Origin of the sequence: Paenibacillus tritici (assembly GCF_018207515.1) — a bacterium.
GTDB lineage: Bacteria > Bacillota > Bacilli > Paenibacillales > Paenibacillaceae > Paenibacillus_AQ > Paenibacillus_AQ tritici.
The window spans coordinates 137,745-157,105 of sequence record NZ_CP073365.1 but is presented as its reverse complement, the minus strand read 5'-3'; the positions used below and the strand labels follow the sequence as shown (position 1 = coordinate 157,105).

Here is a 19,361-nt window from a genome sequence, read left to right as displayed (position 1 = left end):
AGGCCTTAAGCCTGCTGTGCCTGGAGCTGCAGGAAATTGCCCAGCAGCTGGATGCCAAGCTCTCCGCTTTTCTCCGGGTGGAACTGCATTCCATATACATTACCCCGCCCCACTACAGCCGTTACCGGATGCCCGTAGTCCGTGACGGCAAGCAGATCGCTGTCGGCTGCGGCAAGCGCGTGATAGGAGTGAACGAAGTAGACATGCCCCTCCGTTAAGCCCTTCAGGAGCGGACTCTCCGGCTGGAGGAAGCTCAGCTTGTTCCAGCCCATATGCGGCACCTTGTAGCCGTCACGGGGCGCGAAGCGCACCACCGAGCCCGGCAGAAGCTCCAGGCCCTTATGCTCGCCATGCTCCTCGCTGCTGCTGAACAGCAGCTGCATCCCGAGGCAGATGCCCAGCACCGGCTGTCCCGCTTCTGCTGCGGCCCGGACTACCACATCCATTCCGCTCTCGCGGAGGTGCTCCATCGCATCGCCAAAGGCACCGACACCGGGCAGAATCACGCTGTCTGCGGCCAGAATGGCAGCGGCATCAGCCGTTACAAGACTCGTATAGCCCAGCCGCTCTACCGCCTTACTGACACTGTGCAGGTTGCCCATGCCGTAATCGACGATTGCAACGGCCATGCTACAGCACTCCCTTCGTCGAAGGTACGCCCTTCACCCGGGGATCAACCAGTGTCGCCTCATCCAGCGCCCGTCCCAGCGCCTTGAAGACCGCTTCAATCATGTGGTGGGTGTTGGAGCCGTAATGTACGATGACATGCAGCGTAATTCTGGCTTCCAGCGCGAATTTCCAGAGGAATTCATGAACGAGCTCCGTAGAGAAGCTGCCCACCTGCTGTGAAGGATACTCTGCCCGGTATTCGAAATGCGGCCGGTTGCTGATATCAATCACTACCTGAGCCAGCGCTTCATCCATAGGGACGAAGACACTTGCGTAACGTTTGATCCCTTTTTTGTCGCCCAGCGCTTCGCGCAGAGCCTGTCCCAGACAGATGCCGATGTCCTCTACCGTGTGATGGTCATCAATATCAATGTCGCCCCGTGCCTGCACGTTCAGGTCAAACTGTCCATGCTTCGTGAACAGGTCCAGCATATGATTCAAGAAAGGCACATCGGTCTCCAGTTCCGAAACCCCGCTGCCGTCTACGGCAAAGGTTAACTTGATGTCCGTTTCGTTGGTTGTACGGCTAAGCCCCGCCTTGCGCAGCGCCTGTTCGTTATTATTGTTCTCCATTTCCGTCTCCACCTTTCGCTTCCTTCTCCAGCCGGATTTCAATTGCACGTGCATGGCCCTCCAGCCCCTCACGCCGGGCAAGCTCCATAATCGCCGCCCCGTCCCGCAGCAGCGCTTCCTTGCTGTAATAGATCAGGCTGGATTTCTTAATGAAATCATCCACATCTACAGGCGAGGAGAACCGCGCCGTACCGTTCGTCGGTATAATGTGGTTCGGTCCGGCGAAGTAATCGCCGACCGGCTCCGAGCTATACGGCCCGAGGAAGATGGCCCCGGCGTTCTCAATCGCGCCGGTCAGCGCCATCGGGTCGTTCACGACAATCTCCAGATGCTCCGGCGCCAGCCGGTTCACCACGGAGATGCCCTCGTTCAGCGATTCTACGACGATAATCGCGCCGTAGTTCTCGACCGAGGCCCGCGCGATTGCTTCGCGCGGCAACGTCTGCAGCTGCCGCTCCACCTCGGCAGCCACCTCCTCCGCGAGACGCTGCGACGGCGTCACGAGGATCGCCGACGCCATCTCGTCGTGCTCGGCCTGCGAGAGCAGGTCGGCCGCGATGTAGGCGGCCTCGGCGGTATCGTCGGCGAGCACGACGATCTCGCTCGGTCCGGCGATGCTGTCGATATCGACAGCGCCGTAGACCTCGCGTTTGGCCAGGGCCACGTAGATGTTCCCTGGCCCGCAGATCTTATCGACCGGCACGATGGACTCCGTGCCGAAGGCCAGGGCGGCGATCGCCTGCGCGCCGCCCACGCGGTAGATCTCGTGTACGCCCGCTTCAGCGGCGGCCACGAGAATATAGGGGTCAATGCCTTCGCTGCCGCCCGTCGAAGGCGGGGTAACCATCACGATCTCCGGCACGCCGGCAATCTGTGCCGGAATCACGTTCATCAGCACCGAGGACGGATAGGCTGCCTTGCCGCCGGGAACATAGACGCCCACTCGCTTCAGCGGGCGGATGATCTGGCCGAGGATCGTGCCGTCCGGCTGCAGATCCATCCAGGAATTGCGTTTCTGCCGCGCATGGAACGCACGGATATTAACGGCTGCCGCACGGATCGCCGTCACGAAGGACTCCTCTACCCGGCTGTAGGCGGCTTCAAGCTCCTCCGGTGTGACCCGCAGCTGCGCAGGCGTCAGCACGGCGCCGTCAAAGCGCTCCGTATACCGGAGCAGCGCTGCATCGCCTTCCTGCTTGATACCAGCCACGATCTCACGTACGGCCTTGTTCTGCTCCGGCGTGCCGTATTCCACTTCACGCTGCAGCTTAAATTCCTTACTGGACTGAATCTTCACCGCTGCTTCCCCCTTGAACTCTATATTTACTAAGATTATTTCATCTGCAGCCCCGGGCCTGCAATAACGGCCTGCAGGCGGTCGCACAGCTGTTGAATCTCCGCGTTCTTCATCCGGTAGCTTACCCGGTTCGCTACCAGGCGGCTGGTGATCTCGAAGATGCTGGTCATCTCTACCAGCCCGTTGTCCTTCAGCGTCTGCCCGGTCTCAACCATGTCCACGATCCGGTCCGCCAGGCCGATCAGCGGCGCCAGCTCGATGGAGCCGTTCAGCTTCACAACCTCCACCTGCTGGCCCTGCTCGCGGAAGTACCTTGAGGCCACATTCGGGTATTTGGTAGCTACCCGCTGCTGAATGCCCGGCTGCCAGTTCGGAAGCCCGATAATCGACATCCGGCAGCGGGCAATTCCCAGATCAAGCAGTTCGTAGACATCGCGGCTTTCTTCCAATAATACGTCTTTGCCGACAATGCCGATATCCGCTACCCCATACTCTACATAGGTAGGTACATCCACCGGCTTGGCAAGAATGAACTCCATTCCGGCTTCCGGCAGTGAAATCACCAGCTTGCGCGATTCTTCTCCATCTGGAGGAATCGGCAGTCCCGCTTGGCGGAACAGCTCTGCCGCTTTATTGTAAATCCGGCCTTTCGGCATGGCCACCTTAAGAATCTGTGCCATCATTACCCGCCTCCGTTTCGTATTTCCGCTTCTATAGGTGATCATTGTTTCATTATTTTAATAAAGTCTCCATTCATGCAGACGGCTTCACTCACCCATGCTCACTGACAAAAGACACGAACGTATAAATCTCGCCGTACCGCTCACCCTCTGCCTCAATCGTATCCGCATCCAGCCGCTTCACGGTCTTCAGCTCCTCCGGGCCTGATGCCAGCCGTGTAACTACAGCATGACCTTCCGTCCGCAGGCGCGCTGCTTCGGTTAGGCCCTCCTGGCGCCGGAGTGCATCATACTGGACCAGAATCGGCAATTCTTCCTCTTCAGGCAGCCCGGATACACCATCCAGAATACGGTTGGTCTTCAGCGAGAAGCCCGTCGAGGGGATAGGCCGCCCGAACTGCTGAAGCAGATTGTCATACCGGCCGCCGCTGCATACCGGGAAGCCCAGCTCAGCAGCATAACCCTCAAAGGTCATTCCGGTATAGTAAGAGAAATCGCCGATCATCGTCAGATCAATCAGCACATGCTGAGAGACGCCGTAGGCAACCAGAACTTCCCATACCTTACACAGATGCTCAATCGAAGCGCGTGCCAGCGGATGATTGCTTAACTCCAGCGCCTGGCCACAGATCTCCTTGCCGCCCCGCAGCCGAAGCAATCCGTCCAGCTCCTGCTTCTGGGCTTCGGATAGCTCAAGACGCCGCAGCGTCTCACGGAAGGCTACATAATCCCGGCTGAGCAGGTGGCTCTTGAGCTCCTCCTGAGCCTGCGGCAGACCGGACACAGCTTCCTGGAAGAGACCGTCGAGGAAGCCGACATGCCCTATCGCTATTTTGAAAGACTTCACACCCGCCGCCTGCAGCGAGGCAATGGCCAGTGCGACCACCTCAGCGTCCGCCTCCGGTGAATCATCCCCGACAAGCTCTACGCCGGTCTGATAGAATTCCGCCTCCCGGCCGGCTTCCTCTTCAATCGCCCGGAAGACGTTGGCGTGATAGGACAGACGCAGCGGCAGCGGCTCATCCTTCAATAGAGAAGAGACCACACGGGCCACAGGAGCTGTCATTTCCGAGCGCAGCACCAGAGCCTGACCACGGTTGTTAAGCAATTTATACAGCTTCTGATCTGATGTAGAGCTGGCCACACCGACCGTATCATAATATTCAAGGGTAGGCGTAATCATCTGCCGGTAACCCCAGCGGCTCATGCAGTGAAGTACATCATTCTCAATCTTGCGCAGCTTCGTTACCGCACGCGGGAGATAATCCCTTACGCCGGCAGGCTTTTCAAATCCCTTTGGTTTGGCCATCTTCATTGTTCACCTCATCAGATATGTTAAGAGAGATCATCAAATACTTTATCATGGTAAAGTGGTAGTAAAGTAAAGCAGTGGCAATATCGTATCACGGACCATCCTTTTGCGTCAACATTTTGCCACCGGGATAACCGGCGAATATAATAAGTTAATATGATTGTACTTTATTTCCTGCATTAAGTATTCCCGGTATCTATTTCAGAAGCAGAAAGAAGGACTGACGGCTTGAGTACATCCTATATGATTGGCGTTGATATTGGAACCACCAGCACCAAGGCTGTCCTCTTTGAGGAGAATGGAACGATTGTTGCCCAGAGCAATCAGGGCTATCCGCTGCACCAGCCCTCTCCCTCTGTGGCGGAACAGGACCCGGAGCAGATTCTGCAAGCTGTAATCCACACTATATCATCGGTCATGCAAGACAGCCTTGCCTCTCCTGCAGATATTCTGCTGGTCTCGTTCAGCTCGGCTATGCATAGTGTTATTGCTGTTGATGCTTCCGGCCAGCCGCTTACTGCCTGCATTACCTGGGCTGACAACCGGAGCAGCCGCTCTGCGCGGCGGCTGAAGGACGATCTGAACGGGCATGAGCTGTACCTGCGGACGGGGACACCCATCCATCCCATGTCTCCGATCACCAAGCTGATGTGGCTTGGCGAGGAGCAGTCCGGGCTGTTCAGTCAGACCCACAAGTTCATCTCCATCAAAGAATATATCTTCTTCAAGCTGTTCGGCGAATATGTGATCGACCATTCCATCGCCTCGGCGACCGGCCTGTTCAATCTGGAGAAGCTGGATTGGGACGAGGAGGCCCTAAGGATCGCTGGTGTTACTCCTGAACGGCTATCCCGGCCGGTCCCTACCACCCAGATCATGCAGGGCCTGCTTCCAGGGCTTGCGGATAAGCTGGGACTTCTGGTTAACACCCCGTTTGTGGTGGGAGCCAGTGACGGCGTCCTGTCTAACCTGGGGGTAGGTGCAATAGAGCCAGGTGTCATTGCCGCAACTATAGGAACGAGTGGGGCCATCCGCACTGTAGTTGATCATCCGCTGACCGATCCCAAAGGACGGATCTTCTGCTATGCCCTGACAGACAAGCATTGGGTAATTGGCGGTCCCGTGAATAACGGGGGGATGCTCTTCCGCTGGGTGCGTGATGAGTTCGCCGCTTCTGAGGTGGAGACCGCGAAGCGCCTTGGCATTGATCCCTATGAAGTATTGACCCGGATTGCCGAGCAGGTGCCGCCCGGCAGTAATGGACTACTCTTCCATCCGTATCTGACCGGAGAACGCGCACCGCTGTGGAATCCCGATGCCCGCGGCTCCTTCTTCGGCTTAAGCATGAATCACCGCAAGGAGCATATGATCCGTGCGGTGCTCGAAGGTGTCATCTTCAATATGTACACCGTATTGCTCGCTATGGAGGAATGTATCGGCCAGCCTGTCAGAATCCTGGCTACAGGCGGCTTCGCCCGCTCTGCTCTATGGCGGCAGATGATGGCGGATATTTTCGATCAGGAGGTAGTGGTCCCGGAGAGCTTCGAGAGCTCGTGCCTCGGCGCAGTCGTATTAGGACTATACGCCACCGGCCGGATCGATTCCTTCGAGGCTGTATTCGGAATGATCGGCTCGACCCACCGGCATGAACCGGTTACAACCCACTCCAAAGCCTACAAACAACTCCTGCCGATCTTCATCTCCGTATCCCGTAGTCTGGAAGACCAATATCAGGCGATTGCCGACTTCCAGCGTGAACAGGCCGGAGAACAGCCCGGCTAACTATTATATACTTGCACTTGCAATTCTCCCTACAGCAAAGCGCCAGCCCGCCGCATCTGCGGCCAGCCGGCGCTTTGCTTTGTATCCATCCTAGGATTCCCCTATGCCGAGTCTATACAGTTGCCTTGGGCACCGGTCCCGGCTTCGGCGGTGCGGAGCCAAATACGATCCAGGCCGGCTTCACATAACGGAAGGCGAGGGCAACTACCAGCCAGGAACCCAGCAGCGCTACCAGCCAGCCACCCGCAATAGCCGCCGTATAAGCAAGCGATCCGCCATGGAACGGCAGCTTTCGATAGAGGAACAGCAGCAGCGGATGCAGCAGGTAAATGCCGAAGGAGCAAGCCCCGGCGGAGATCAGCAATCTCGTCAGGAAGCTGCGCCCGGCGCCGTACAGCAGGAAAGACAACTGAAGCAATACCAGACAAGAGAGCAAGGCATGAAGGTTGGAGAACCCTTCGTACCATAGACTGTTGATTACTGTTTTTTTGGTATAGTTGTTGTACCACAGTAACACATGCCCGATTCCTGCCGCAGCCCATACGAGCCACAGTGCCACCCAGCTTGCCCCTTTACCGGAGCGCCAGCCTTCGCGGGAAGGAATCAGCCACTTTTTCAAAGAGCTGTAGTAGATCGCAATTGCCGCACCGAGCAGGAAATAAGAGAAATACGTAATCGCAAGACTGCCCTTGGACAGCTGCCAATACCCGTGGTTGACCATATATTTGTTCAGCAGCACGAAGCCCCACTGAAGCGCGAGCCCGATGACCGGTGCCCAGGCCGCCAGATGCCGGACTTTCTGCAGACACCACAGCACAAGCGGGAACAGCACATAGAACTGGATAATGATGATGATATAGTATAGATGCGTATACGCTGTACCGGTCCATAGATACTTGCCGAACTTCGCTCCCAGCTCCTGAAGAGGCAGACCCCAAGTATGCCCGGCTGTCATTTTGAGCCCAAAATACAGCACCGTAAACATAAGATAAGGCACAATAATATAGATTAGCCTGCGGCTGTAGAATTTGGCCAGCACCTTCCCTCCCAGCGGGCGGTCTATATAATTGTAGAAGAGTACGAACCCGCTCAGAAATACAAAGGAAGGCACTGCAAACTGGCTGAACTTGTTAATGAACAGAAACGGAGGGAACATCGAAGTGCCCAGCGTCTCCGCCAGTGTCCGTGAAGTGGCATGAATGGCTATCACCGCAAAAATGGCAATTGCCCGAAAAATATCAAGCTGTGGAATTCTTTCCTTTTGTGCCATTATCATTCCTCCTGTGTGTGAAGTTAACGCAACAAACCCTGCAGCTCCTGCGCAGATACACGCAATATGATACTGCAGGGTGAGAACTTGTCTGTACACTATTCTTCTTCGTAAGGCTCTGCTGAAGCAGGACGCAGTTCACGCAGGGGATTCCCCCCGACGAACGAGCCGGCCGCCACATCCTTGTGCACCACCGATCCCGCCGCAACAACAGCCCCATCCCCTATCGTAACACCTGGCAGGATGGTCGTGTTTGCCCCGATCAGCACATTCTCACCGATAATGACTTCACCCAGCCGATACTCTTTAATGAGGTACTCATGAGCCAGAATAGTGGTGTTATAGCCAATCACGGAATTTTCCCCGACAGAGATTTTCTCTGGAAAAAAGACATCTACCATCGCCATCAGCCCAAACGCAGTATGCTTGCCTACCTTCATCCCGAGTATCCGGCGGTAGATCCAGTTCTTGAGCGGCAGAATCGGGCAATAGCGGGCAATCTGGATAAAAATAAAATTGCGCACACCCTTCCACGGACTGACCGTACGGTAAATATACCAGAGCGAATTATGCCCCTCCACCGGATAACGCGTTATCTTTCTCACGGCTGCATGGTCTCCTGCTCCACAATAGTGAACAAATCCTTCATCTCATGGATAATATAATCCGGTTCATATCCGCGCAGCACATCCTCACCCTTAAGCGACCAGGCCACTGCGGCTACACGCACCCCTGCTGCTTTGGCGGACTGAATATCCACAGCGCTGTCACCAACCATCAGTGTCTTAGCCGGATCAACGCCCAGATTAGCAACGGCCGTAAGCACCGGCTCCGGATGAGGTTTGGGATGACTAACATCATTGACCGTAACAATAGTCTCCATATACTTCAGCAGATCGAACATTTCCAGTGCTTTGAGGGTAGTGGGCCGGATCTTCGTCGTCACAATCCCGAGCTTGATCCCGCGGCGCAGCAGTTCTTCCATCGTCTCATTCACATCTGGAAAAGAACCAATCAGCTCATCATGATGCGCATAATTGTATGAACGGTAGGACCGCTCCAACGCGCTTATATCCTGCAGGCCGGAGAATGCAGTCATCTGCTGCTGAAGTGTCGTTCCCATAAACGGAATGATCTGCTCCCGGGTCAGGGACGGCAGATTATTCTCCTTCAGCGCATGCATGAATGAACGGATAATCAGCTCATTCGTATTCACAATCGTTCCGTCCAGGTCAAATAACACGCATTCTATCATTGGTACTACTCCTTTGTTTCCTTATCTTCAGAGGGATCTGGCACCGGCCGGGCAGGCTGAGGAGCCTTCTGCGGTGTATTGACAGCACTCTCGGGCACAACAGCGTCCGCTGCTGCGGACTTGGTACTGATAATCGGGTCCGAATAATGATCCTTCGGCTGACCGCTTACCCGCCGTACGATAATCAGGATGATTGCAGCGACAATGATGAGCAGTGCCAGCAGCTGAGAGATACGGACATTGCCGTAAGCCGGATCAAGATACCCTTGCTCGAATCCGAGCCATTTCATCGGACTCCATAGACCGTCAATGAAGGATGCCAGCCCGCTGCTGCCGTTAAATCCAAGGCTGTCTGTACGCAGCGCCTCAATAAAGAACCGTCCGATAGAGTACCAGATGAAATAACCCAGGAAGATCTCTCCGGCACGGACAAATTTCTGGCGTCGGAGGACCATCAGGAGCAGAATACCCAGCAGACTCCAGAGCGATTCATACAGGAAGGTCGGATGGTGAAAGGCATCCCCTATGTACATTTGATTGACGATAAAATCCGGCAAATGCAGCTTGTCGCGCAGGAACGATTCCTCCACCACACCGCCATAGGCCTCCTGATTAATGAAGTTCCCCCAACGCCCGATCATCTGACCGGCAAGCAGTCCGGGAGCACAGATGTCCACGATACGCCAGAACGGATAACCTTTGTAGCGGAAATAAATGATCCCGCAGATAATCGCCCCGATCAGGGCGCCATAAATAGCAATACCGCCGTTCCAGACTTTGAAAATATCGAGCCAGTTATCCTTATAGTCGTCCCACTTGAACGCTACAAAATAAATCCGCGCCCCGATAATTGCCGAAGGCACGCCCAGCAGTAACATATCCATGAAGAACTCTTGGGGAATGTTGAAGCGTTTGCCCTCCTGAATGGCGAGGAATAATCCGGCTAAGGCACCAAGACCGAGGATCAGACCATACCAGTGGACAGGGAGCGATCCGATGGAGAAGACTACCGGGTTAATCGCTAATGAAAAAAACATGCTCTCACACTCCTAATCCAGATCATCCATGTCTTCAGAGATGGTGGCTGTAAGTTTATTCGTAAATTGCAGAGCAGCGTTGAAGCCCATTTGCTTGAGCCGGTAATTCATCGCCGCAACCTCGATAATAACAGCAAGGTTACGCCCCGGGCGGACAGGAATGGTGACCAGCGGTACATCGGTATCAATGATCCGTGTAGTCTCCTCATCCAGTCCCAGCCGGTCATACTGCTTGTCCTGCTGCCAGGCTTCCAGTCTGACCACCAGAGTAATCCGCTTATGATTACGGATGGCGCCTGCACCAAACAGAGTCATAACATTAATAATCCCTACACCGCGAATTTCCAGCAGGTGACGAATTAATTCCGGTGCGGTACCATGGAGCTGATTATCCGAGGTCTGACGGATTTCTACAGCATCATCGGCGATCAGACGGTGGCCGCGTTTAACCAGTTCCAGCGCTGTTTCACTTTTACCGATGCCGCTGGTTCCAGTAATCAGCATCCCTACACCATACACATCACAGAGAACACCATGAATCGTTGCTGTCGGTGCCAGTCTGCCCTCAAGGAAGCTGGTCAGTCTGCTGGAGAAAATAGTTGTCGCCATCGAGCTGCGCAGCACCGGAAGCCCCTTTTCGTTGCTGATATCAATAATTTCCTGAGGAATGTCCAGCCCGCGTGTAATCACGATACATGGAGTATTATCATTACAGATTCCGCGAACCCGGCTTTTTCGGTCTTCCTCCGAGAGCATGGAGAAGAACGCCAGCTCTGTTTTGCCCAGCAGCTGTACACGTTCTTCAGGATAATATTCAAAATAACCGGCCATTTCCAGTCCCGGACGGTTCAAATCGTCCACAGTGATCGGTCTCTTCAGACCTTCATGTCCGGATACCACCTCTAATTGAAAATGCTGTACCAATTCCGATACCTTTACCTTCTTAGCCATATCGTCCGTCCTTTCGTCACCCGCGGCTCACGCCGGTTTCCCTTATGCCGGTTCACAACTTAATCCATTCCAGCTACAGGTAATTCTCCTGCTATCTTAATTGATAACGCCTGTGAATGCAATCTTAAAGCCCGCCGGCAGCTCGTCATTTGTTCAGGCTCTCTAGAGTAAAGGGCTGGTACAACCCAGCCCCTCCTCATCAAACCGTACGTGAGGTTTTCCCTCATACGGCTTTCCGATGTTTGTCATTCATGGGCATGCAGATTACAATAGCGTTTTTAGTCCACACTTATTGACCATATACTTGACCTCCGGGAATGAACTCATCCATCTCCTCCGTTGTCTCTTCTTCGCATACCACCGCGTAAATCGCTGCAGGATATACCAATCCAGCTTGGCTAATCTCTTTTGGCTGTAGTTCGTGTAGTAATAATTTCTCCATCCCTGTATCTTTGGATTGAGCCATTCCACGTGTTCCACGAACGATTTCCAGCGCATGCCGGGCGGTGCTAATCGGTCTTTGACCACGCCTCGGATACGTTCCTCTGCCTTCTTCGTTAGCCACTGCTGGGTGGTATAGTACACCTTCCCTTGAGAAGTTTCTGCTTTCGTTTTTCGGTGGTGCATTCCTAAGAAGTCGAAGCCTTCGTCTCCTGTCCACAGACCTACAATGCGGGTTTTGGTCGGATGCAGCGTGAGTTCTAGACGTTCCATAATGGTGCGGATGAGTTCATACGCATGTTCTGCATCCTTTTTGGTTTTACAGACCACGACGAAGTCGTCTGCATACCTCGTCAGTTCTCCCAGTCCACTTCCGTGTTTTTCCCATAACCGGTCAAAGTAGTTCAAATAGATATTCGCCAGCAGTGGCGAGATGACACCACCTTGGGGTGTCCCTAGATCGGAGCGCCGTACCTTTCCTTCTTCCATTATTCCCGCATGAAGCCACTTCCGTATGAGCTTCAGAATCCGTCTGTCATTGATACGCATCTGTACCAATTTCATGAGTTTCTCTTGATTGATATGGTCGAAGTAACCTTGGATATCGACGTCGACTACCCAATTTCCTTTGCGGTTGCAGGCTTTCCGGATTCGCTCCAGCGCTCCTTTGGCACTTCGTTTTGGACGAAATCCGAAGGAGACTTCTTTAAAATCGGCTTCAAAGATGGGTTCAATCACCAGTTTGGTTGCCATTTGTAAGACACGGTCCCGTACGGTAGGGATGCCTAGCGGTCTTGGCTTCCCATCTTTCTTCGGGATATAGTGCCGCCGAACCGGCTGCGGATGGTAGCTGCCTTCTTTCAATTCTTGCTCACAGCTTTTGAGAAATCTCGTCACTCCTTGTTTCTCGATTTCAGCGAGCGTTACGGCATCCACTCCCGCAGCTCCCTTATTCGCTTTCACCCGTTTCCAGGCTTCGCATAGCACATCCCACCGGTAGACTTTGTCGTACAAGGCGTGGAATTTACGCTTGTTGTTCTCCTTGGCCGCATGACCTAGCTTTTCTTGGAGTTCTTGAACTTTTTCCTTGGGTGTCGTTAGCCGTTTGGCATTCACTCACTCGTACCTCCTCCAAAAGCGTAAACAAAGCAGGGCTCCTTCCCTCCCTAAGGTTATGTTGTCCTTAGGTTCTTCGGTACTACGAGCCCCTCGGACTCCCTTCCCACAGACGGTTCACTTCGTCTTCTGGACTTATAGAGCGCCTCTTTACGGGTTCCTAAAAAAAAAATTCCGTGTGGGGGAGGGTCTCCCCAGTTCACTGCATTATCTTTCAATCCATGCCGTTCCCTATACGCCGGAGGGTTCTTCACTGTTGTTCCAAGTTCTGCACAGCTTCCTTGGCCTTCGTCCATAATAGCGGGACTCGGCTCCCTCTGTTCCCCTTTGCAGGGCCTTTTTGACGACGCGGCAGGATTCACTTGATGTTGCGGCCTGAATTGTTGCTCGCCCGGTCTCTGACCAGTACTTTTGTCGATGCGCTTTTACACACAGATTTCGCCATGTGCAAGCATCCTAGCTACAAAGGTAGCTTGGTCCCTCCTTTGGTTGGACTTTCACCAACTAGATAATGCGTGCCTCTGGGCACGCCTACAAGAAAAAGCCGCCTAATCAGGCGGCTTTCTTCAAAATAAAAGTACTCATACTGCAGAGATCTTATCCCAGCAGAACGTTAAGTTCGGATTCTTTGTCAAAGATGTGGACCTTATTCATGTCGATAGCCAATCTAGGCTTGCTGCCTTCACGGGTAGTGGAACGTCCATCTACACGCGCAATAACTGTGTTATTGCCAAGACCGCTCAAGTAGAGGAGCATTTCATGACCAAGGTTCTCGGTAACATCAACCAACGAAGTGAAGATTGTGTTAGGGGAAGCTTCCAGGAACACAGGCTCTTCATGGATGTCTTCCGGACGAACGCCCATGATTACATCTTTGCCGATGAAGCCTTTGTTGCGCAGGATTGTAGCTTTGCCGCCTGGAACTTCAACGTCAAGGTTCTCAGCACGGAAACGGACAGCGCCGTTCAATTCGGACAGGGTACCATTGATAAAGTTCATTGTAGGGGAACCGATAAATCCGGCTACGAACAGGTTCGTAGGCTCATTGTACAGTTCTTCAGGGGAAGCAGCCTGCTGGATGATACCATCGTACATAACTACGATACGGTCACCCATTGTCATTGCTTCTGTCTGGTCATGCGTTACATAGATACAAGTGGTTTCAAGGCGCTTAACCAGCTTAGTGATTTCAGCACGCATCTGACCACGAAGTTTCGCATCCAAGTTGGAGAGAGGCTCATCCATCAGGAAGACTTGTGGATCACGGACAATAGCGCGGCCTAGAGCGACACGTTGGCGTTGACCACCGGACAGTGCCTTAGGTTTGCGTTCCAGCAAATGCTCGATATCCAGAATTCTTGCTGCTTCGCGCACTTTCTTGTCGATTTCTTCTTTCTTCACTTTACGCAGCTTCAGACCGAAAGCCATGTTCTGATATACACTCATATGCGGGTACAAGGCGTAGGATTGGAATACCATCGCGATATCACGGTCTTTAGGAGCAACGTCATTCACAACACGGTCACCAATGTACATTTTGCCTTCAGAGATTTCTTCCAGACCAGCGATCATACGCAGGGTTGTGGATTTACCGCAACCGGAAGGTCCAACCAGTACGAGGAATTCCTTATCTTTAATATCAAGATTGATATCAATTACTGTTGCTTTATCGGAACCCGGGTATTTTTTGAAAATATGCTCTAAACGTACGCCTGCCATTGTATTTCCCCCTCGAGTCTATTATTGGAATAGAAAATCAAACGCTTTCTTGTACACTTATCTTACCCCAGACCTAGCCGGATGGCTATTTGCAAGGTTCACAAAAAACCTATTTTCTTTTCGTCACTTTATACAATAACATAGCAACCTTCACAATTGCGGCATCTCCAAAGCTGCGGACATCGGCCCCGGTCTCCTGTTTGATTTTATCCAGCCTGTATAGCAGGGTATTCCGGTGAATATACAGCTTCTTGGCGGTTTCACTGACATTGCAGTCCATTTCAAAAAAGCTCTCCAGCGTCAGCAGCATTTCCTTATCCGCCAGTACAGCGGAATAATCGCCGATCTGTCCAAGAAGCTGCCTGCGGCGGTCATCGGGAATACTGTTAACCAGCCGCTCCATGTGAAGCTCCCACGGCAGATGAATATAATCCCCTACCTGGAAAATCCGCCCGAGAATAATGGTCTCCCGCAGTAAGGCTACCGCTCCTGTTAGACCCTTGACCGGAACAATGGCTGGAGACACTGCCAGATGGAAGACGCCAACCCATTCACTGGCAATCAGTTCATGCAGCCCCATAGAAGTCTGCGACAGCAGTTCCTCTTCGCTTTCTTCCTCATCCTCCTTATCATCTCCGCCCGTGAGTAGTTCCTTACGGGCTAAAATTAACCATTCCTTATCCTGCAGGGGAACAAGCAATACATCGTTCTCGAAATAACTCCGCATCAGCTTCATTAATGAACGGTACGTCATCTGCGGGTTATGGGCGTTCTCGCTGACCAGCAGAAATGGAATCATATCCCCGAACAACCGGCCTTTCAGCGAGATTTCATCGGGAATCTCCGTATCGTCCTTCTCCTGCTCCAGCTGTGAGTTCAGCCAGGCGCTAAGCTGCCGCGCCTCCATCTCACCTTCTTCTTTGAATCCGGTAGCCTTAAGAGCTACCGCAAAGTTCCGTCCGGCATAATTAACAAGCTCCAGCTCCAGTGACGACAGCCCCTCTGTCTCCACCCACACAGCTGTAACCCGGCCGTCATTCTCATATAAGGGAACCCATAGATAACCTTCATGAAACACCGGCTGTTCCTGGTCTTTATCCGTACCTATGCCAAAAAGTGAAGCTGAATGCTGCCTTCCAAGCTGCTTGATTCCGGTTCTCTTTCCGGTGAGTTGCTCCAGTCTTTGACGCAAAACCTCACTATCCATCGTCACCATTCTCCACCACTTTTGCTCTTTTCGCTTATTTTATCATATTTTGCTGCAATATGCGGAATTGCACTGCTGTACCCTAAATGACAACAATAATTAATCAGGAACCTTACTGGATACAACATAACAAAAAAAGGCCACCACCCTAAGGTGATGACCTCTAACTTGAGATGAGCCATGAAGGACTCGAACCTTCGACACCCTGATTAAAAGTCAGGTGCTCTACCAACTGAGCTAATGGCTCAAAAAACTTATGGAGGCTGATGGATTCGAACCACCGAACACGTACGTGAGCAGATTTACAGTCTGATGCGTTTGGCCACTTCGCTAAGCCTCCATGATGGTGGCGCGGGAGGGAATCGAACCCCCGACACAAGGATTTTCAGTCCTTTGCTCTACCGACTGAGCTACCGAGCCATGAAACAAGCCTAAAAACAAAAAAATGGCGGAACCGACGGGATTCGAACCCGCGATCTCCTGCGTGACAGGCAGGCATGTTAGGCCAACTACACCACGGTTCCACACTTTTGTTGTAAAAATGGTGCCGGCGAGAGGACTTGAACCCCCAACCTACTGATTACAAGTCAGTTGCTCTACCAGTTGAGCTACACCGGCACGGTGTAAGTTGAAACAAAAAGTTAAAAATGGTGGAGGCTGAGGGGTTCGAACCCCCGACCCTCTGCTTGTAAGGCAGATGCTCTCCCAGCTGAGCTAAGCCTCCGGGTATGTATGGTAGCGGCAGAGGGGATCGAACCCCCGACCTCACGGGTATGAACCGTACGCTCTAGCCAGCTGAGCTACGCCGCCACACTACAAGTATTGGATTTATAATGGCGGAGAGAGAGGGATTCGAACCCTCGCACCGCTTACGCAGTCTAACCCCTTAGCAGAGGGTCCCCTTATAGCCACTTGGGTATCTCTCCAAATAAATGGTAGCCATGTAAATCCGCACAGGAAATTAATTCCTGAAAACTGAATCCGAAACGAATTTGTGTATTAGTGTATTTGGATAAGCCCTCGACCGATTAGTATTGGTCAGCTCCATGCATTGCTGCACTTCCACCTCCAACCTATCTACCTCGTCGTCTTCAAGGGGTCTTACATACTGGGAAATCTCATCTTGAGGGGGGCTTCACGCTTAGATGCTTTCAGCGCTTATCCCGTCCGTACGTAGCTACTCAGCCATGCTCCTGGCGGAACAACTGATGCACCAGCGGTACGTCCATCCCGGTCCTCTCGTACTAAGGACAGCTCCTCTCAAATTTCCTGCGCCCACGACAGATAGGGACCGAACTGTCTCACGACGTTCTGAACCCAGCTCGCGTACCGCTTTAATGGGCGAACAGCCCAACCCTTGGGACCTACTTCAGCCCCAGGATGCGATGAGCCGACATCGAGGTGCCAAACCTCCCCGTCGATGTGGACTCTTGGGGGAGATAAGCCTGTTATCCCCAGGGTAGCTTTTATCCGTTGAGCGATGGCCCTTCCATGCGGTACCACCGGATCACTAAGTCCGACTTTCGTCCCTGCTCGACTTGTAGGTCTCGCAGTCAAGCTCCCTTATGCCTTTGCACTCTGCGAATGATTTCCAACCATTCTGAGGGAACCTTTGAACGCCTCCGTTACTCTTTAGGAGGCGACCGCCCCAGTCAAACTGCCCGCCTGACACGGTCCCCGTACCCGATGAGGGCACCAGGTTAGAACCTAGATACGATCAGGGTGGTATCCCAACGGCGCCTCCGCAGAAGCTTGCGCTCCTGCCTCACCGGCTCCCACCTATCCTGTACAGATCGTACCCAAATTCAATATCAAGCTGCAGTAAAGCTCCATGGGGTCTTTCCGTCTTGTCGCGGGTAACCTGCATCTTCACAGGTATTAAAATTTCACCGGATCTCTCGTTGAGACAGCGCCCAAGTCGTTACGCCATTCGTGCGGGTCAGAATTTACCTGACAAGGAATTTCGCTACCTTAGGACCGTTATAGTTACGGCCGCCGTTTACTGGGGCTTCGGTTCACAGCTTCGGGTTGCCCCTAACCACTCCCCTTAACCTTCCAGCACCGGGCAGGCGTCAGCCCGTATACTTCGCCTTACGGCTTCGCACAGACCTGTGTTTTTGCTAAACAGTCGCTTGGGCCTTTTCACTGCGGCCCCCTCGGGCTATTCACCCTACCGAGGCACCTCTTCTCCCGAAGTTACGAGGTCATTTTGCCGAGTTCCTTAACGAGAGTTCTTCCGCGCGCCTTAGAATTCTCTTCTCGCCTACCTGTGTCGGTTTGCGGTACGGGCACCTTCTCCTGGCTAGAGGCTTTTCTTGGCAGTGTGAGATCATGACCTTCGCTACTATAATTTTCGCTCCCCATCACAGCCCAGCCTTAGTAATGTGCGGATTTGCCTACACATCAGCCTCACTGCTTAGACGGACATCCATCAGTCCGCGTCACTACCCTCCTGCGTCACCCCATCGCTCATAGCGGATTACGGTGGTACAGTAATTTCAAACTGTTGTCCTTCGACTACGCCTGTCGGCCTCGCCTTAGGTCCCGACTTACCCTGAGCGGACGAGCCTTCCTCAGGAAACCTTGGGCTTTCGGCGGATCAGATTCTCACTGATCTTTTCGTTACTCATACCGGCATTCTCACTTGTGTAGTGTCCAGCGCTCCTTACGGTACACCTTCAACCCCTACACAACGCTCCCCTACCCCAGATGCAAAGCATCTAGCCATAGCTTCGGTGGTGTGTTTAGCCCCGTTACATTTTCGGCGCAGAGTCACTCGACCAGTGAGCTATTACGCACTCTTTCAATGGTGGCTGCTTCTAAGCCAACATCCTGGTTGTCTGTGCAACTCCACATCCTTTCCCACTTAACACACACTTGGGGACCTTAGCTGATGGTCTGGGCTGTTTCCCTTTTGACAATGGATCTTAGCACTCACTGTCTGACTCCCGGCAAGAAGTAAATGGCATTCGGAGTTTGACTGAGCTTGGTAACCCTTGCGGGCCCCGCACCCAATCAGTGCTCTACCTCCACCACTCCATTCACCGAGGCTAGCCCTAAAGCTATTTCGGGGAGAACCAGCTATCTCCGAGTTCGATTGGAATTTCTCCGCTACCCCCACCTCATCCCCGCATTTTTCAACATGCGTGGGTTCGGGCCTCCAGTGCGTGTTACCGCACCTTCACCCTGGACAGGGGTAGATCACACGGTTTCGGGTCTACGTCCACATACTCAATCGCCCTATTCAGACTCGCTTTCGCTGCGGCTCCGGCTTCTCACCTTAACCTTGCATGTTAAACGTAACTCGCCGGTTCATTCTACAAAAGGCACGCCATCACCCATAAAAAGGGCTCTGACTTTTTGTAAGCACACGGTTTCAGGTTCTATTTCACTCCCCTTCCGGGGTGCTTTTCACCTTTCCCTCACGGTACTGTTTCACTATCGGTCGCCAGGTAGTATTTAGCCTTAGCAGATGGTCCTGCTGGATTCATACGGGGTTTCACGTGCCCCGCACTACTCGGGATCCGTCTCGGAGAGAACACCATTTCGGCTACAGGGCTTTTACCTCTATCGCGGGCCTTTCCAGACCTCTTCGCCTACCATATTCCTTTGTAACTCCATGTGAGACGTCCCACAACCCCAAGGGGCAAGCCCCTTGGTTTAGGCTGTTCCGCGTTCGCTCGCCGCTACTGACGGAATCACTATTGTTTTCTCTTCCTCAGGGTACTTAGATGTTTCAGTTCCCCTGGTCTGCCTCTGCATTTCCTATGTATTCAGAAATGAGTAACTGCGAATTACCACAGCTGGGTTTCCCCATTCGGACACCCCCGGATCAAAGCTTGCTTACAGCTCCCCGAGGCAGTTTCGTTGTTCGCCACGTCCTTCGTCGGCTCCTGGCGCCTAGGCATCCTCCGTGTGCTCTTATTAGCTTAACCAACGCTCCGATGTTTGGCTGATTTGCTCATCTTGTTTTGAATGCTGTTCATGGATTGCTCCATTCACCAACACATTCAAAGCCAAAGGTCGCTTCATCATCCAAAATCTTCGCTTAG

14 protein-coding genes, 8 tRNA genes and 1 rRNA gene are annotated in these 19,361 nt (G+C 53.0%); 1 reads left to right on the top strand and 22 read right to left on the bottom strand.

Annotation, left to right across the window (positions count from 1 at the left end; all coding sequences use genetic code 11):
• Positions 1 to 5 precede the first annotated feature (5 nt).
• The 5 genes from hisH to KDC22_RS00765 all read right to left on the bottom strand — a co-directional run bounded on the left by hisH (position 6) and on the right by KDC22_RS00765 (position 4,528).
• Positions 6 to 629, bottom strand: coding sequence for an imidazole glycerol phosphate synthase subunit HisH (hisH, locus tag KDC22_RS00785; RefSeq protein ID WP_173135714.1), 624 nt, complete (start codon positions 627 to 629; stop codon positions 6 to 8).
• Between the two features lies 1 nt (position 630).
• Positions 631 to 1,242, bottom strand: coding sequence for an imidazoleglycerol-phosphate dehydratase HisB (hisB, locus tag KDC22_RS00780; protein ID WP_246553205.1), 612 nt, complete (start codon positions 1,240 to 1,242; stop codon positions 631 to 633).
• Positions 1,229 to 2,539, bottom strand: coding sequence for a histidinol dehydrogenase (gene hisD, locus KDC22_RS00775; RefSeq protein WP_211721753.1), 1,311 nt, complete (start codon positions 2,537 to 2,539; stop codon positions 1,229 to 1,231). The genes hisB and hisD overlap by 14 nt, the downstream gene beginning before the upstream one ends.
• A gap of 35 nt (positions 2,540 to 2,574) precedes the next feature.
• On the bottom strand, positions 2,575 to 3,219 hold the full coding sequence (gene hisG, locus KDC22_RS00770) for an ATP phosphoribosyltransferase (RefSeq protein ID WP_173135842.1): 645 nt from the start codon (positions 3,217 to 3,219) through the stop codon (positions 2,575 to 2,577).
• Between the two features lie 91 nt (positions 3,220 to 3,310).
• Entirely contained in the window at positions 3,311 to 4,528 is a 1,218-nt protein-coding gene (locus KDC22_RS00765; RefSeq protein ID WP_173135718.1) for an ATP phosphoribosyltransferase regulatory subunit, read from the bottom strand.
• Between the two features lie 246 nt (positions 4,529 to 4,774).
• On the opposite strand from KDC22_RS00765, the gene gntK reads away from it, so the two are divergent.
• The gene (gene gntK, locus KDC22_RS00760) at positions 4,775 to 6,313 is read left to right on the top strand and encodes a gluconokinase (RefSeq protein WP_425517047.1); all 1,539 of its coding nucleotides are present in this window, start codon (positions 4,775 to 4,777) and stop codon (positions 6,311 to 6,313) included.
• A gap of 112 nt (positions 6,314 to 6,425) precedes the next feature.
• On the opposite strand, the gene KDC22_RS00755 is transcribed toward gntK, so the two are convergent.
• The 17 genes from KDC22_RS00755 to KDC22_RS00675 form a co-directional block, all read right to left on the bottom strand.
• Complete coding sequence (locus KDC22_RS00755) at positions 6,426 to 7,583, bottom strand: acyltransferase family protein (RefSeq protein WP_211721751.1); 1,158 nt, start codon at positions 7,581 to 7,583, stop codon at positions 6,426 to 6,428.
• A 98-nt stretch (positions 7,584 to 7,681) separates the two neighbouring features.
• A complete protein-coding gene (locus KDC22_RS00750; RefSeq protein WP_211721750.1) occupies positions 7,682 to 8,188 on the bottom strand; it encodes an acyltransferase in 507 nt (168 codons plus the stop codon).
• Entirely contained in the window at positions 8,185 to 8,838 is a 654-nt protein-coding gene (ppaX, locus tag KDC22_RS00745; protein ID WP_211721749.1) for a pyrophosphatase PpaX, read from the bottom strand. Before ppaX ends, KDC22_RS00750 begins: the two co-directional genes overlap by 4 nt.
• Positions 8,839 to 8,843: 5 nt before the next feature.
• Complete coding sequence (lgt, locus tag KDC22_RS00740; RefSeq protein ID WP_173135730.1) at positions 8,844 to 9,875, bottom strand: prolipoprotein diacylglyceryl transferase; 1,032 nt, start codon at positions 9,873 to 9,875, stop codon at positions 8,844 to 8,846.
• Between the two features lie 12 nt (positions 9,876 to 9,887).
• Positions 9,888 to 10,826 (bottom strand): HPr(Ser) kinase/phosphatase, encoded by a 939-nt coding sequence (gene hprK / locus KDC22_RS00735; RefSeq protein WP_211721748.1) that lies wholly within the window; start codon positions 10,824 to 10,826, stop codon positions 9,888 to 9,890.
• A gap of 264 nt (positions 10,827 to 11,090) precedes the next feature.
• Complete coding sequence (ltrA, locus tag KDC22_RS00730) at positions 11,091 to 12,383, bottom strand: group II intron reverse transcriptase/maturase (protein WP_211720874.1); 1,293 nt, start codon at positions 12,381 to 12,383, stop codon at positions 11,091 to 11,093.
• Positions 12,384 to 12,980: 597 nt separating this feature from the next.
• Positions 12,981 to 14,102, bottom strand: a complete 1,122-nt coding sequence (locus KDC22_RS00725) for an ABC transporter ATP-binding protein (RefSeq protein WP_173135736.1) — start codon at positions 14,100 to 14,102, stop codon at positions 12,981 to 12,983.
• Positions 14,103 to 14,211: 109 nt separating this feature from the next.
• Positions 14,212 to 15,309 (bottom strand): PucR family transcriptional regulator, encoded by a 1,098-nt coding sequence (locus KDC22_RS00720; protein WP_211721747.1) that lies wholly within the window; start codon positions 15,307 to 15,309, stop codon positions 14,212 to 14,214.
• A gap of 174 nt (positions 15,310 to 15,483) precedes the next feature.
• Positions 15,484 to 15,556 (bottom strand) — tRNA-Lys (locus KDC22_RS00715).
• A gap of 10 nt (positions 15,557 to 15,566) precedes the next feature.
• Positions 15,567 to 15,649: transfer RNA gene (locus tag KDC22_RS00710), tRNA-Tyr, on the bottom strand.
• A gap of 4 nt (positions 15,650 to 15,653) precedes the next feature.
• Positions 15,654 to 15,729, bottom strand: a tRNA-Phe gene (locus tag KDC22_RS00705).
• A gap of 26 nt (positions 15,730 to 15,755) precedes the next feature.
• A tRNA-Asp gene (locus tag KDC22_RS00700) sits at positions 15,756 to 15,833 on the bottom strand.
• An 18-nt stretch (positions 15,834 to 15,851) separates the two neighbouring features.
• Positions 15,852 to 15,927: transfer RNA gene (locus tag KDC22_RS00695), tRNA-Thr, on the bottom strand.
• A 30-nt stretch (positions 15,928 to 15,957) separates the two neighbouring features.
• Positions 15,958 to 16,033, bottom strand: a tRNA-Val gene (locus KDC22_RS00690).
• Between the two features lie 9 nt (positions 16,034 to 16,042).
• Positions 16,043 to 16,119, bottom strand: a tRNA-Met gene (locus tag KDC22_RS00685).
• 24 nt (positions 16,120 to 16,143) lie between these two features.
• Positions 16,144 to 16,235, bottom strand: a tRNA-Ser gene (locus KDC22_RS00680).
• A gap of 82 nt (positions 16,236 to 16,317) precedes the next feature.
• A 23S ribosomal RNA gene (locus KDC22_RS00675) occupies positions 16,318 to 19,244 on the bottom strand.
• Positions 19,245 to 19,361 lie beyond the last annotated feature (117 nt).

What these genes read in the sequence shown, in the direction of transcription:
- lgt (WP_173135730.1), bottom strand. Translation starts at nt 9,875, where the DNA reads ATGTTTTTTTCATTAGCGATTAACCCGGTAGTCTTCTCCATCGGATCG.
- hprK (WP_211721748.1), bottom strand. Translation starts at nt 10,826, where the DNA reads ATGGCTAAGAAGGTAAAGGTATCGGAATTGGTACAGCATTTTCAATTA.
- hisH (WP_173135714.1), bottom strand. Translation starts at nt 629, where the DNA reads ATGGCCGTTGCAATCGTCGATTACGGCATGGGCAACCTGCACAGTGTC.
- gntK (WP_425517047.1), top strand. Translation starts at nt 4,775, where the DNA reads ATGATTGGCGTTGATATTGGAACCACCAGCACCAAGGCTGTCCTCTTT.
- hisG (WP_173135842.1), bottom strand. Translation starts at nt 3,219, where the DNA reads ATGGCACAGATTCTTAAGGTGGCCATGCCGAAAGGCCGGATTTACAAT.
- KDC22_RS00720 (WP_211721747.1), bottom strand. Translation starts at nt 15,309, where the DNA reads ATGGATAGTGAGGTTTTGCGTCAAAGACTGGAGCAACTCACCGGAAAG.
- KDC22_RS00725 (WP_173135736.1), bottom strand. Translation starts at nt 14,102, where the DNA reads ATGGCAGGCGTACGTTTAGAGCATATTTTCAAAAAATACCCGGGTTCC.
- ppaX (WP_211721749.1), bottom strand. Translation starts at nt 8,838, where the DNA reads ATGATAGAATGCGTGTTATTTGACCTGGACGGAACGATTGTGAATACG.
- KDC22_RS00755 (WP_211721751.1), bottom strand. Translation starts at nt 7,583, where the DNA reads ATGGCACAAAAGGAAAGAATTCCACAGCTTGATATTTTTCGGGCAATT.
- hisB (WP_246553205.1), bottom strand. Translation starts at nt 1,242, where the DNA reads ATGGAGAACAATAATAACGAACAGGCGCTGCGCAAGGCGGGGCTTAGC.
- KDC22_RS00765 (WP_173135718.1), bottom strand. Translation starts at nt 4,528, where the DNA reads ATGGCCAAACCAAAGGGATTTGAAAAGCCTGCCGGCGTAAGGGATTAT.